Here is a 14146-nt window from a genome sequence, read left to right as displayed (position 1 = left end):
ATTTCTGCCCTGATGTTTTCCCGAAACAACCCTTTCCGGTCGCGGACACGCCAGAAGCGTCACGACGAGCCTGTGCGCTCGGGGCGTGGTGTCTTCACGCGCCGCGCGCTGCTGGTCATGGCCGTGCAGGCCGGGGTTCTGGGCGTACTCGGGCGGCGGCTGTACACGCTTCAGGTCGTGGATGGCGGCCATCTGCGCCAGCTCGCCGAGCGCAACCGGACCAGCAAGCGCCTGCTCGCTCCGGCGCGAGGCACGATCCATGACCGTTTCGGTGTGGCGCTGGCGGACAACAAGGTGAGCTGGCGCGCGCTTCTGATGCCGGAAGAGACGACGGACATCCCAGCCGTCATCGAGCGCTTTTCGCAGATCGTTCCGCTGGACGAACACGACCGTGCGCGGATCGAGCGCGATCTGCGGCACGTTCATAAATACGTCCCTGTCACCCTGCATGAATTCCTGTCCTGGGACGACATGGCCCGGATCGAACTCAATGCACCGTCCCTGCCGGGTGTGCTCGTGGACGTGGGATCGACGCGGCTTTATCCGTTCAAGGATCTGACGGCCCATATCGTGGGCTATGTCGCGCCTCCCAACGAAGAGGACGTGGCGAAGGACACGACGCTCTCGCTGCCGGGAATGCGTGTGGGCCGCGCGGGGATCGAGCAGACGCAGGAGGCCTCGCTGCGGGGTGAGCCGGGGTCCGTGGAGATGGAAGTCAACGCGGTCGGACGCGTTATTGGCGAAATCGACCGTGTGGAAGGCCAGCAGGGCGAGGATGTGCGCCTGACACTGGATTCCGTGCTCCAGCAGCAGGTTCTCAATCGCCTTGAGGACCGCGTTGCAAGTGCCGTGGTCATGGATTGCCGCAATGGCGAGGTGATGGCGATGGTGAGCACGCCGTCCTTCGATCCGTCGCTGTTTGATTCCGGCGTCAGCCACGCCCAGTGGAACGAATGGGCGAATGACCCGCGCACCCCGCTGGTGGACAAGGCGGTGTCCGGTCTCTATCCGCCCGGCTCGACCTTCAAGCCCGCCGTGGCCCTGGCCGCTCTGAAATCCGGTTCCGTCACGGCGCATGACCGCTTCAACTGCCCCGGATATTACGATCTGGGCGGCGTGCGCTTCCATTGCTGGAACCGCTGGGGACATGGCCTCATCAACATGCATGAGGGCCTGAAATATTCCTGCGACGTCTACTTCTATGAAGTGGCGCGCCGCTGCGGCATGGACCCGATCCAGGCCGTGGGCAATGCGATGGGGCTGGGCGTCAAACTCGGGATCGAACTGCCGCATGTGCGGTCCGGCGTCATTCCTACGCCGGAATGGCGACAGCGGCACGGGTTTCACTGGAATGGGGGCGATACGGTCAATGCCGGTATCGGACAGGGCTTCGTGCAGGTCACGCCGCTTGCCCTTGCGACCTATGTCTCGCGCATCGCATCGGGGCGGGACGTGCAGCCCCATTTGTTGCGGGCCACCAACGATCAGCTTTCTTCGCTGGCATCACTGGACGGGGTAGCAAAGGTCGATCTGCCGCCCGACTATCTGGACGTCGTGCGCGGTGGGATGTTCGCGGTTGTCAACGAGCCGCATGGCACGGCTCCGAAAGCCCGGCTGGATCTTCCGGGGGTCCAGATGGCTGGTAAGACAGGTTCTGCACAGGTTCGTCGCGTATCCCGGGCGCTGCGTGAGTCCGGGCACTTCAATTCCATGAACCTGCCCTGGGAATACCGTCCGCACGCGCTGTTCATCTGCTTTGCGCCGTACGACAATCCGAAATATGCGGTTTCCGTCGTCGTGGAGCACGGCAATGCCGGAGCGGATGAGGCGGCCCCGCTGGCCAAATTCATCATGACCGATGCCCTGCTGCGCGATCCAGCCAGCGATGTCCGTCCGCCTGCACCCGTGGCGGCTCCGGCCACAGAGCCTGTCGCAGAGGGTGCACAGCCTGCGAACCCGGCATCCACTCCGGCTCCGCAGCCGGCAGGGCAGGGGCAGCCAGATCCGGGAGCTGCGCAATGAGACGCAACGGCCTGAACACCTTCGGCTTCCTTAAATCGGACCGCCGTCTCCTGCGCGCGGAGCCTGATTTCCGGCCCATGGCGCGGCTGCTTCAGGTCAACTGGCTCTACGTCCTGCTGGTCTGTCTGCTGGCGGGTGTGGGCTATATCGCGCTTTATTCGGCCGGTGGCGGATCAGCGAAGCCGTTCGCCGGGCCGCAGATGGTGCGGTTTGGCTTTGGCCTTGTCATGATGATCGCCGTCTCGCTCGTCAGTCCGCGCATTCTGCGTATGGCATCGGTGCCGGTCTATCTGCTGTCGGTGACGCTGCTCGCTCTCGTGCTGCGGATGGGGCATGTAGGCAAGGGTGCAGAACGCTGGATCAATCTGGCGGGTATGCAGTTCCAGCCTTCCGAATTCGCCAAGATCGGCCTCGTGCTGATGCTGGCGACCTGGTTTCACCGCATCGGCAATGAGCGGATGGGCAATCCCCTGCGCCTGATCCCGCCCGCGCTGCTGACCTTGCTGCCTGTCCTGCTGGTGCTCAAGGAGCCGAATCTCGGAACTGCGACCATCATCGGCGTCATCGGTGCGACGATGTTCTTCGCAGCCGGAATGCGGCTGTGGCAGATCCTGCTGCTCGTGGCGCCGCTGCCCTTCATGGGGAAGCTGATCTACAGCCACCTGCACGACTATCAGAAGGCCCGGATCGACACCTTCCTGCACCCCGAACATGATCCGCTGGGCGCGGGCTACAACATCATCCAGTCCAAGATTGCTCTTGGTTCGGGTGGTATGTGGGGCGAGGGATACCTGCATGGCAGTCAGGGACAGCTGAACTTCCTGCCGGAAAAACAGACGGACTTCATCTTCACCATGATCGGAGAAGAATGGGGCTTCGTCGGCGGGATCGCCGTCATTACGCTGCTCGGAACGCTCGTCATGGGCGGGATGCTCATTGCCATCCGCAGTCGCAACCAGTTCGGGCGGCTGCTGGGTCTCGGCATTGCGATGGATTTCTTCCTGTACTGCGCGGTGAACCTGTCGATGGTCATGGGTGCCATCCCGGTGGGCGGCGTGCCGCTGCCGCTCATTTCCTATGGCGGTTCGGCGATGCTGACGATGATGTTCGGCTTCGGCCTGCTCATGTCGGCCTGGGTGCATCGTAACGAACGCGATCCGGGTCAGGAAGACGATGAGGACTGAGCGCCTGCCTGCTTTTTTTATGCCGAAAGACGGCGGCATGTCGGCGTCCCGGCTGGCGTTCTGGGGACTGGTCTTCGCGGTGGCCCTGTTCCTGAGACATCCGGGCGCGCTGCTGATGGCGCAGTTCTGGGGAGAGGATTCATGGGTCTGGTATCCGCAGGCCTATGAACAGGGTGCGGCAAGCCTGCTCAATCCGGAAACCGGATATCTCCAGACTTTTCCGCGCTTGATCGGCCTTCTGGCGCAGGGATTGCCGTTCCATCTGGCCCCGACCCTTTTTGCGGTCGTAGCCTTTCTGGTGCAGCTCGCGCCGCCCCTGTTCCTGCTGACCGGACGGCTCGATCAGGCATGGCCCGACAGGGCGTCGCGCCTGTTGTTCGCGCTGTTCATGGTCGCGTTGCCCAATTCCTACGAAGTGCAGGTCAATCTCACCAACTCCCAGTGGCACCTCGCCATTCTGGCGTTTCTGGTTCTCCAGAGCACGCCGCCACAGGGCTGGGGGCAGCGCCTGTTTGATGGCGCAGTCCTGCTGCTGTCAGGGCTGACAGGGCCGTTCTGCGTCTTCCTGTTTCCGGTCGCTCTGATCCGTTTTGCGGCGGTCCGGGACCGCTCGCACCTGATACGGCTTGCGCTCGTCAGCCTCTGTGTGGGCCTGCAGGCGATCACCTATCTGCACAAAGCGCATCAGCGGGTCGGCACCGAACTCGGGGCGTCGCTTATCACCGGGATGCGCATCATCGCCCTCAATATCGAGATCGGTCTCCTGTTCGGACAGCATGTGGCTGCGGATGTGGCGGGGTCCGCATTGTGGTGGCAGCATCGCAGTCCGGCGGTCGTGCTCTGTCTTCTGGGGAGCGCCGCCCTGACCTATGCCTGCATGCGTGGTCCCGCAATTTTCCGCGAGGCGCTTCTTGCGTCCGGGCTCACCTTTGCGGCCGCGCTGGCGCATCCTCAGGTGTCCATTGATCAGCCCCAGTGGCATATCATGCAGTATTCCGGCTGGAGCGACCGGTATTACATCTTCGCGATGCTGACCCTGCTCGGGTCATTCTTCATCATTGCGAAGGCCCCGCGCCCTGCGGTGAAGGCCGCCGGAGTTTCAGCGCTCCTTCTCGTCACAGCCGCCTGTGTCCGGGACTGGCACTTTCCGTTCTTTCCGATGTCGGATTTCTATATGAAAGCCGCAGAGTTCGAACGCGCGGCCGCCGGAACCGTCATCACTTACGGAATCCAGCCCTCGCCGATGACCGCACAGATCCGCAAGCGCTAAGAACCGACGTTTCCGTTGCGGAAATCATAAGCGGGAGGCTCATTGTGACTCAGGTCTGGAATACGACGAAGATTAACCGCTCAGCAGATCCGCCAGATCGTTCTGCAGGGTAAAGGGTGGGGCGGTAGCAGCGACAGTTTCCAGAAGTGGTACGCCGCATGCCATCAGAAAATCTGCGATCCGGTCCAGTGTTTCGGGATCGCGTGTCGGATCATCTGCACTGCCCTGCGGCACCCAGATCAGGGTCTCGTACCGGGCCCGTGTCAGCAGGACGCGATAGGTGTTCAGTCGCCACAGCGCCGTTTCCGCCGATTTTACATTGGCCCATTTCGTGCCCGAGAAACGACGTGGCTGCCAGCGATCGCCTGAAGGCGCGCGGATCAGGTCTCCGTCCCAGCAAAGCCCCACGAAATCCAGCTCAAGCCCCTGGATTGCAAACTCCGTCGCATAGGTTTCCAGCGCATCGGAAGCCCGGATATCCCTGTCCGGAACCCAGCGGTTCAGAAACCACTGCGAGACGGCCTTGTCGTCCATATGCGGGACTTCACAGCCAAGCCCCTCGGCGCGAAGACGTTTCGCTTTGGAGCTTGCGACCAGTCCGGATCGGTACGTCAGGCGGGAGCGATAACGCAGCCCGGTCCGCAGATCATCCAGACTGCGTGTGAGCCGAAACGGCAGATCCGTCTGCCCGGCCAGACGTCGTGCCGTCTCGACGTCTCCATTCAATACGGCATTGACCCAGCGGGGTGCTTTTTCTTCGCGCAGGGAGCGGATTGCTACCCCGAGATGCAAAAAGGGCTGTCGGGCCGCCGCAAGTGTTGATGGCAGATGGGTCAGGTCCCCGGTCCCGATCACGTCCGGAGCGGCCTCCACCACCCATGCCGGGTGGCTTAAAAGTGCCTCGCCCCAGCAGGCCAGACCGCCTTCGCCATCATTGATTTCCTGCCCATGCCCGATCAGACACAGAATGGCCGCAAACCCTTCATGCCGTCCCATGATGTCCAGCAGATGCGCAGGCTCGGACTCCGTCAGCTTCACATGCCGCGACGCACTTTTGCGTACGGCCTGAGCCCGCGTCCAGCATCGCTGGGCCTCGTCAATAACCATGATCTGCTCAGGCGGACATTCCGCCGGACGCCTGATATAGTGATCGCGGAACTTCGTCAGGGACTGGATGGTGGACTCCATCCGCTGCTCCACGAGGGGACGTTTCTGCCCACGGCTGACCGTATCGCGTGTCAGGGCTTCGCGCAGCACCGAGACAAGGGTGGGGTTTCCGGTCAGGAACGTCGCACCTGTCCCGGCGTCCCCATCCGTAAAGGCCGCTTTCAGGCCGCATAGCGTCTTACCCGCGCCCGGAATACCCGAGACGAAAACGATGACCTTGCGGTCCTGCATCCGGGCCGTGTCCAGAATGCTGGCGATGCACGCTGAGGTCTGTGTCAGGTTTGTCGCATCGGCACGGGCGGTGTGGATGTCGGCAACGCTATGTGTCGCGTAAATCTGCCGGGCCGCCTCCACAATGCTCGGGACCGGATCGTAGGGAGCATGTTCCCATTGTGCGGGGACCAGCGGATGATCGGTATGAGTCGTCTGTGCCGCCAGCGTGGTCAGGAGCGTTTTCAGTCCCGCTGCATTGACGCGCTGAATCTCTGTGACGCCCAAGGGAAGCAGAAGCGGCGTTGTCTGGGCTCGGGATGGCGCATCCGTGGCGATCAGAATGGGAATGAGCGGGTGAGCCCGGCTTGCAGCATGAAAATCCAGCAGGTCGAGCGCATAGCCCTCCGTCTGGGAGAGGGCTGCGGCATCGAAACTGGATGAGCCAATCTTGAATTCCAGCACATAAATCGCGCCGGGTGAGACCAGAACGGTGTCGATCCGTCCACCAAGCCGCGGGATCGGGAACTCGAACAGAACCTGCCAGTCCTGCGCGTTGGGAATTGTCGGAAGAATATCGCGCAGAAGGGCGATCTGGGCGTCCCAGGCGCGAGCCTGCTGCGGCTCGCCCTGAAAACGGTTCTGCACCACCTTGTGGGACAGGGCGGCGCAGAGCTGTTCCGGTGAGGTGTGAAGGAACGTGGTGACGGATCCGGACCACCACGCTCCCATCGTCTTAGCCCTCGATCTGGCCGAAATCGGCGATCAGGGCCGTCGTCGCGCGGAAGCGGGACAGCAGCTTGAGGCGGTTGGCCCGCACCTCCGGTTCCGGCGCATTGACCGTGACGGCTTCAAAGAACCGGTCCAGCGTCGGGCGCAGGGCCGCAATGGCCTGCATCGCATCGGTGAAGCGCTCTTCCTTGAGGGCCGTTTCGATCGCGGGAACGGCCTGATCCAGCCCAGCGGCCAGAGCGCGTTCCTCGTCCTGCGTATAGAGGACCGGATCGGGCGCGCCGGTATGCGGGCCGTCCTTCTTGTCCTCGATGCGCAGGATGTTGGCGGCTCGCTTGGCAGCAGCGAGCAGGTTGCGCCCGTCTTCCGTCTGGATCATCTCCGACAGTGCCGAGGTCCGGGCCAGAAGCCGGACCAGATCGCCATCCAGACCATCGGTCAGCATGGCCGCGAGCACGTCATGCCGCTCGCCTTCGCTGCGAAGCTGCACGCGCAGACGCTCGGCAATGAAGTCCGGCAGCTTGGCCAGTTCGCCGCCCGTCCGGCCATTCGCGGCCTGTGCGAACAGCGTCGTCAGGTCCAGACGCAGCCCGTTGTCACGGATCGTGCGGATGATGCCGAGTGCCGCACGGCGCAGCGCATACGGATCGCCCGAACCGGTCGGCAGTTCGCCAATGGCAAAGAACCCGGCCAGCAGATCCAACCGGTCCGCGAGTGCTACAGCGACCGAAACCGGTGCTTTGGCCGTATCGTCAGACTGACCGCGCGGTAGATAATGTTCGCCCACGGCGCGGGAGACAGCTTCGTCCTCGCCATCATGCGCCGCGTAATAGCCGCCCATGACGCCCTGAAGTTCCGGGAACTCGCCGACCATGCCGGTCGTGAGATCCGCCTTGGCCAGCAGACCCGCGCGCTCGGCCTGCGCAATCTGCGCGCCATCAAGCCCCATGGCCTGTGCCACGGTGCCGGCAAGCTTCGAGATTCGATCGGCGCGTTCGGCCTGTGTGCCGAGCTTGGCATGGAACGTCACCGCCGCCAGAGCCGGAACGCGGTCAGCCAGTTTGGTCTTGCGATCCAGATCCCAGAAATGCCGCGCATCGGCAAACCGGGCGCGGAGCACGCGCTCATTGCCCGCTGTGGTCAGCTTGCCGCCATCCTTGAACGGCAGATTGCCGATGAAGGCGAAATAGGGCGCGGCCTTGCCGTCCGGGTTCCGGAGCGCGAAATAGCGCTGGTTGATCCGCATGGAGACCTGCATCACTTCCGCAGGCAGATCCATGAACGCAGCGTCGATCTTACCCAGAAGCGGGACCGGATATTCGACCAGCCCGCAGACTTCATCGACCAGCCCGTCATCCTGCACGACCGTGATGCCATGCTGGGCCGCCAGACGCGCAACACCGGTGCGCACCATGTCGCGGCGGCTGTCCATGTCCACAATGACCGAGCGGGTTTCAAGCTCGTCCTGCCACTGCTGGCCCGACAGGATCTCGAACGCGCCCGGAGCGAGGAAGCGATGACCTTCGGAGAGGTTGGACGCCTTCAGACCATGCGCGTCATCCCCGTCACGGGCGAGGGCGAACGGCACGACATGCCCGTCCAGCAGACACGCGATCCGGCGTAGCGGGCGCACCCATGTGAAGTTCGAACCCGCACCCCAGCGCATGGATTTTGGCCAGGGGAACTTCCACAGCAGCTCAGGCACGGCCTCGGCGACGCGGCTTTCCGCGCTCACCGGGTCGAGCGACCTGTTCAGAACCCAGAAGCCGTTTTCCAGCGTCAGATCCGCCGGTGTGACGCCATGCTTGCGCGTGAAGCCTTCCAGTGCCTTTTCCGGAGCTCCCTCGCGTGGGCCACGCTCGGACACGCTGCGGGCCGGGATTTCGGCATCGACGGTCAGGATCGCCGCGATGCGACGGGCGCCGAAGAACGTGCGCAGTTCACGCGGGTTCAGGCCATCCAGTGCTTTCGTCAGCAGCGAACCCAGATCATCGGCCGCGCGGGCCTGCATGCCGGAGGGGATTTCCTCGCTGAACAGTTCGATAAAAAGTTCAGCCATGGGACGTCTCCTCCTCACCGGCGAGCCAGGCATCGCAGGCGGCTTTGGCAAGCGCTCGGACGCGCCCGATATAGGATGCGCGCTCGGACACGGAGATCACGCCCCGCGCATCCAGCAGATTGAACAGATGCGAGGCCTTGAGGCACTGGTCATAGGCGGGCTGGGCTACGCCGGCCTCGGCCAGACGCATGGCCTCCCGCTCGGCATCGTTGAAATGGGTCAGCAGCATCTGCGTGTCGGCGAGTTCGAAATTATGGCGCGAATAGTCCCGCTCGGCGCGCAGGAACACGTCGCCATAGGTCAGGCCCTTGCCGTTGAAATCGAGGTCATAGACGTTCTCGACGCCCTGCACATACATCGCCAGACGCTCGAGCCCGTAGGTCAGCTCCGTGGAGGGCATGACGGTCGGAATGCCGCCAACCTGCTGGAAATAGGTGAACTGCGAGACTTCCATCCCGTCACACCACACTTCCCAGCCCAGTCCCCAGGCGCCAATGGTCGGGTTTTCCCAGTCATCCTCGACGAATCGGATATCGTGCAGCTCGGGGTCGATCCCGATGGCGCGATAGCTGTCGAGCAGAAGCTGCTGGCTGTCTTCCGGCGTCGGCTTGAGCAGCACCTGATACTGGTAATAGTGCTGAAGACGGTTCGGGTTTTCGCCGTAACGGCCATCCGACGGACGGCGGCAGGGCTGCACATACGCAGCGGCCCAGGGCTTGGGACCAAGCGCACGGAGCGTGGTGTGAGGGGAGAGCGTGCCTGCTCCGAGTTCGGTATCGTAGGGCTGCAAAATGGCGCAGCCCTTCTCGGACCAGAATTGATGAAGGCGCAGGATCAGGTCCTGAAAGCAGAGCGGCCGGGTCGCAGACAATTCGATAGGCTCCGGTTGGCAGAAATCGGGCGTCACCTTACAGGCACAGGCCCTGAACCGGAAGGGAGCGTCATTTCGCGATCTTGTGGCCGATCTTGTAGACTGCGTGCGAGTGCATCATATGATTAACGCTCTGCAATTTCTTCATCTGGAAGGATGATGACGATGAACAACGAAGAACGCGATCTGATCGCCCGTTTCGTCGCCCGTGTCGGGGGAGGGCCGCAGGTCACGGGGCCTGGACAGCCGCCGGCCGCCCCTCTGCCGCCCATCGACCCTGAAGCGGACCGCTTCATCGCCGACAACTTCCAGAAATATCCGGAAGCCCGCTATCGCGTCACGCAGATGGCCGTGGTGCAGGAAGCCGCTCTGGCACAGGCGCAGAACCGCATCCGCCAGCTCGAATTCCAGCTCCAGCAGGCCCAGCAGCAGCTCGCGCAGGTGCAGCAGTCGGGCGGTTCCAAACCGGGACTGTTCGGTGGGCTGTTCGGTGGTGGCAACCGTCCGCAGCAGTCGGCACCGCCGCCGGGCTGGGGCGCGCAGGCTGCCCCGCCGCCGAACTTCATGCCACAGCAGCAGTATGCCTATCCCCCGGGCTATCAGCCGGGCATGTTCCAGCGCGGCGGTTCGGGCTTTCTAGGCTCGGCACTGACGACCGCCGCAGGTGTCGCTGGCGGCATGATGGCTGCAAACGCGCTTGAAGGCCTGTTCTCCGATCATCATGGCGGCGGTGATGCCGCTGGTGGCTGGGGCGCGGGTGGCGACACCATTATCAACAACTACGGCAGTGACGCCTCGGCCGCCGATCCCTTTGGTGGCGCTGGAACCGATGCCGGCAGCTTCTCGGATTCCGACTTCGGCGGCGGCGGGGACGCTGGTGGTGGCGGAGATTTTGGCGGCGGTGATGGCGGCGGCGGATTCGACGACATGTTCTGACCCTGTCTTCGCCAGACAGATCTTTGTGCAAACCCGTCCGGTCAGCGTGTCCGGGCGGGTTTTTTGATGTTTGCTAACCTGGCGGCTTATGCTGCGTTCGCTTTCATGACTGTTCCCATTCCCCAGCCGGGAGGCCATAGCCGATGTCCCCATCCGTTCCGAACGCCGATTTCCGTGATCTTGCAGCCTTCGATGCGCTCGAAGACGGAAAGATCACGCCGTTCTCCCTGGATGGAACGCCGGTGGTCCTCATCCGGGACGGGGACAGCGTGCATGCCTTCGCCGGAAAATGTCCGCACAAGGAAGCTCCGCTGGAACAGGGCGCATTCTGTCGGACGGCAAAAGGCAGCGTGCTGGTTTGTCCCTGGCACAAGGCCGTTTTCGATGCGACGGATGGCAGTCTCGTCGAACCGCTGGCGCTTGATCCCCTGCCGCAATATCCCGTCGAGATCCTTGATGGCCGGGTGCTGGTCGGATTGAAACCGATGCAGCGTCAGGCGCCCGAAAAATGGCAGGAGAATGAGAGCGTCCTGCTTCTTGGCGCGGGTGCTGCGGCCGTCAGCGCGGCCGTGACGCTCCGGGCGGAGGGATTTGCGGGCACCATCACGATGGTGAGCGAGGAAAAGGATCTCCCCTATGATCGCACCGCCCTGAGCAAGACCGTTCTCGTCAGCGAATCCGAAAAGGCCCATGCACCGCCGGTCCGGGACGAGGCGTTCTATACCGAACGTGGCATCACGCGCGTCAGTGGGCATGTGGCGGCTTTTGACCCACAGACGCGGACGGCAAAACTGCAGGACGGCACCGAACTGACGGCCGATCATGTCCTGATCGCCACGGGAGCCGTCACCCGAAAGCCCGATATTCCGGGGGTGGACATGCAGGGCGTGTACACGCTGCACCGGGAAGCAGACGCCGAACGCATCGCCGCCATTCTGGACCCCACTCTGGCGGTGACGATCGTGGGCGCAGGCTTCATCGGGCTTGAAGCTGCGTCCTCCCTGCGTCAGCGCGGCGTTGGCGTGACGATCATTTCCGACAGCGAAATCCCGATGGAAAAGCAGTTCGGGCGCGAAATCGGCGTCCGCCTGCGTCAGCTTCACGAAGAAAACGGCGTGGCATTTGTCTCGGACGCATGGGTTACGAAAATCTATTCCGACGATGACAGGGACGGAACCGCTTCGGGTGTGGAACTCGATGACGGGACGCGTCTGCCCGCCGCGTTCGTGCTGCTGGGCGTGGGTGTGACCCCGGCCACGGACTACGTTTCGGGGCTGGAGCGCGACAAAAGCGGCGCGATTGTCGTGACCGGTCAGATGCGTGTGACCAGAGGCGGGGAGGCAGGGATCTATTCCGGCGTGTATGCGGCCGGGGATGCGTCCGCCGTTTTCCATGACGGTGCGCCACGGCGAATCGAGCACTGGCGCCATGCCGAAGTGCAGGGGCGGATCGCGGCCCTTGCGATGATGGGACATGACACACCGAACGTGCCGATGCCCTGGTTCTGGACGCAGCAGTTCGGCAAGAAAATCGAGCTTCTGGGATGGGGCGAGAGCTTCGACAATGTGGCGCTGGAAGGCGATATCCGGGGTTTCAGGTTCCTTGCGACCTATCTCAGGGATGGCAAACCCATCGCACTGGCCGGGGCAGGGCATGCCGCCGATATGGCGCGCGCCGCGGTCGATTTCGACGGTTTCGTGAAGGAAAAGGCCTGAACCAGCCCATGAAGTCGCAGAAAACTTGACATGAGAGGGCCGTCCCGGCTTCCTGCGCCCACCTATCCGCACAGGACGTTGAAGAGGCCCGACATGCATCCATACCGCACCCATGACTGTAGCGCCCTGCGCGAACAGGACGCCGGACAGACCGTTCGCCTCTCCGGCTGGGTGCACAGCAAGCGCGATCATGGCGGGCTGCTGTTCATCGACCTGCGCGACCATTACGGCGTAACGCAGATCGTCATCCCATCCGGCACGGACCTGCTGGAAAAGGCCGAGCGCCTGCGCGTCGAGAGCGTCATTACCGTGACCGGCAAGGTCGTGGTGCGTCACGGATCGCAGCGCAATCCGAACCTGCCGACCGGTGATGTGGAAGTTCTGGCTGAGGCTCTGGAAATCCGCTCCAGCGCCGAAGTTCTGCCGTTCCAGGTGGCGGGCAACGAGAACTACCCCGAAGACCTGCGCCTGAAGTACCGCTACATCGACCTGCGCCGCGACAAGATGCACCAGAACATCCTGCTCCGCAGCAAGGTCATCACGAGCCTGCGTCAGCGCATGATCGCGCAGGGCTTCACGGAATTCCAGACGCCGATCCTGACGGCTTCGTCTCCCGAAGGCGCGCGTGACTTCCTCGTCCCCGCCCGTCTGCATCCGGGGAAGTTCTACGCCCTGCCGCAGGCGCCGCAGCAGTTCAAGCAGCTTGCGATGGTTGCGGGTTTCGACCGCTACTTCCAGATCGCACCCTGCTTCCGCGATGAAGCCTCGCGCGCGGACCGCAGCCCGGGCGAGTTCTATCAGCTCGACTTCGAGATGTCCTTCGTCACGCAGGAAGACGTCTTCACGGTGCTCGAACCCGTCCTCGCAGGCGTGTTCAACGAATTCACGCCCGAAGGCTGGAAGATCACGGACGGCGCCTTCCCGCGCATTCCCTATGCCGATGCCATGCGTGATTACGGCTCCGACAAGCCGGATCTGCGCAACCCGCTGATCATCAAGGACGTCACGGAAGCGTTCCGCGATTCCGGTTTCGGCCTGTTCGCCAAGATCGCAGCCTCTGGCGGCCAGATCCGTGCGATCCCGGCTCCGGGTGCGGGTGATCGTCCGCGCGGCTTCTTTGACAAGCTGAACACCTGGGCGCGTGAAAGCGGAGCTGGTGGTCTGGGCTACATCATTTTCGAAGCAGAAGGCGGCAAGGGCCCGATTGCCAAGAACCTCGAAGCCGAGCGCGTGGAAAGCATCCGTGAAGCCTGCGGCCTGAAGGCCGGTGACGCCGTGTTTTTCGCAGCAGGCAAGGGGGACGAAGTTGCCAAGTTCTCTGGCGTCGTCCGCACCAAGGTCGCAACCGAGCTGGACCTGATCGAGAAGAACGCGTTCCGTTTCTGCTGGGTCGTGGACTTCCCGATGTTCGAGCTGAACGAAGAAACCGGGAAGGTCGACTTCTCGCATAACCCGTTCTCCATGCCGCAGGGTGGGCTTGAGGCGCTGAACACGCAGGACCCGCTGACGATCAACGCCTACCAGTACGACATCGTCTGCAACGGCGTGGAGCTGTCTTCTGGCGCGATCCGGAACCATCTGCCGGAAGTCATGCTGCGTGCCTTCGAAATCGCAGGCTACGGCCCCGAGGTCGTGGAAGAGCGTTTCGGCGGCATGCTGAACGCCTTCCGTTACGGTGCCCCGCCGCATGGTGGTGCAGCGCCGGGTGTGGACCGGATCGTGATGCTGCTGGCCGATGAGCCGAACATCCGTGAAGTCATTCTCTTCCCGCTCAACCAGAGCGGCGAGGACCTGATGATGGAAGCACCGGCTCCGGTCGAGCCGGCCCGTCTGAAGGAGCTGCATCTGGCTCTGGACCTGCCGAAGCCCAAGCCGACCGCCAGCAAGTAAGGCTCTTTCATTCCCCTGTCAGACCGGCGTCTTCAATTCTGGAGACGGCGGTTTTTTTTGCCCGGCACTGAAACACTTCGTCATTCCTGC

The 14146-nt window shown here is 63.0% G+C and carries 9 protein-coding genes; 6 read left to right on the top strand and 3 right to left on the bottom strand.

Annotated elements, in window-relative coordinates; genetic code table 11:
• Positions 1–12 precede the first annotated feature (12 nt).
• The 3 genes from mrdA to ABF859_RS08570 are packed head-to-tail and all read left to right on the top strand — an operon-like array spanning position 13 to position 4476.
• Positions 13–2022 carry a penicillin-binding protein 2 gene (mrdA, locus tag ABF859_RS08580; protein WP_415527354.1) on the top strand — a complete coding sequence of 670 codons (2010 nt, stop codon included), beginning with the start codon at positions 13–15 and terminating at the stop codon, positions 2020–2022.
• Positions 2019–3206 (top strand): rod shape-determining protein RodA, encoded by a 1188-nt coding sequence (gene rodA / locus ABF859_RS08575; protein WP_415527353.1) that lies wholly within the window; start codon positions 2019–2021, stop codon positions 3204–3206. The genes mrdA and rodA overlap by 4 nt, the downstream gene beginning before the upstream one ends.
• Before the next feature lie 37 nt (positions 3207–3243).
• Positions 3244–4476 carry a hypothetical protein gene (locus tag ABF859_RS08570; RefSeq protein WP_415527352.1) on the top strand — a complete coding sequence of 411 codons (1233 nt, stop codon included), beginning with the start codon at positions 3244–3246 and terminating at the stop codon, positions 4474–4476.
• 72 nt (positions 4477–4548) lie between these two features.
• On the opposite strand, the gene ABF859_RS08565 is transcribed toward ABF859_RS08570, so the two are convergent.
• Genes ABF859_RS08565 through ABF859_RS08555 form a run of 3 tightly spaced genes read right to left on the bottom strand, consistent with a single transcriptional unit; the run spans position 4549 to position 9515 of the window.
• On the bottom strand, positions 4549–6585 hold the full coding sequence (locus ABF859_RS08565) for a DUF2075 domain-containing protein (protein ID WP_415527351.1): 2037 nt from the start codon (positions 6583–6585) through the stop codon (positions 4549–4551).
• 4 nt (positions 6586–6589) lie between these two features.
• Entirely contained in the window at positions 6590–8644 is a 2055-nt protein-coding gene (glyS, locus tag ABF859_RS08560; protein WP_415527350.1) for a glycine--tRNA ligase subunit beta, read from the bottom strand.
• Complete coding sequence (locus ABF859_RS08555) at positions 8637–9515, bottom strand: glycine--tRNA ligase subunit alpha (RefSeq protein ID WP_415527349.1); 879 nt, start codon at positions 9513–9515, stop codon at positions 8637–8639. Before ABF859_RS08555 ends, glyS begins: the two co-directional genes overlap by 8 nt.
• A gap of 165 nt (positions 9516–9680) precedes the next feature.
• Between ABF859_RS08555 and ABF859_RS08550 the strand changes: the two genes are divergently transcribed.
• The 3 genes from ABF859_RS08550 to aspS all read left to right on the top strand — a co-directional run bounded on the left by ABF859_RS08550 (position 9681) and on the right by aspS (position 14056).
• A complete protein-coding gene (locus ABF859_RS08550; RefSeq protein ID WP_415527348.1) occupies positions 9681–10451 on the top strand; it encodes a DUF2076 domain-containing protein in 771 nt (256 codons plus the stop codon).
• A gap of 143 nt (positions 10452–10594) precedes the next feature.
• A complete protein-coding gene (locus tag ABF859_RS08545) occupies positions 10595–12166 on the top strand; it encodes an FAD-dependent oxidoreductase (protein WP_415527347.1) in 1572 nt (523 codons plus the stop codon).
• Positions 12167–12259: 93 nt separating this feature from the next.
• Entirely contained in the window at positions 12260–14056 is a 1797-nt protein-coding gene (gene aspS / locus ABF859_RS08540) for an aspartate--tRNA ligase (protein ID WP_415527346.1), read from the top strand.
• The last annotated feature ends 90 nt before the right edge of the window (positions 14057–14146 follow it).

The organism is Gluconobacter sp. (genome assembly GCF_047722525.1).
GTDB lineage: Bacteria > Pseudomonadota > Alphaproteobacteria > Acetobacterales > Acetobacteraceae > Gluconobacter.
Note: the sequence above shows the minus strand (reverse complement) of the source record. Positions and strands in the feature narration are given on the sequence as shown.

Bases quoted from the DNA above. Each gene is read 5' to 3' on its own strand.
- mrdA (WP_415527354.1), top strand. From the start codon at position 13: ATGTTTTCCCGAAACAACCCTTTCCGGTCGCGGACACGCCAGAAGCGT.
- rodA (WP_415527353.1), top strand. From the start codon at position 2,019: ATGAGACGCAACGGCCTGAACACCTTCGGCTTCCTTAAATCGGACCGC.
- ABF859_RS08570 (WP_415527352.1), top strand. From the start codon at position 3,244: ATGTCGGCGTCCCGGCTGGCGTTCTGGGGACTGGTCTTCGCGGTGGCC.
- ABF859_RS08565 (WP_415527351.1), bottom strand. From the start codon at position 6,585: ATGGGAGCGTGGTGGTCCGGATCCGTCACCACGTTCCTTCACACCTCA.
- glyS (WP_415527350.1), bottom strand. From the start codon at position 8,644: ATGGCTGAACTTTTTATCGAACTGTTCAGCGAGGAAATCCCCTCCGGC.
- ABF859_RS08550 (WP_415527348.1), top strand. From the start codon at position 9,681: ATGAACAACGAAGAACGCGATCTGATCGCCCGTTTCGTCGCCCGTGTC.
- ABF859_RS08545 (WP_415527347.1), top strand. From the start codon at position 10,595: ATGTCCCCATCCGTTCCGAACGCCGATTTCCGTGATCTTGCAGCCTTC.
- aspS (WP_415527346.1), top strand. From the start codon at position 12,260: ATGCATCCATACCGCACCCATGACTGTAGCGCCCTGCGCGAACAGGAC.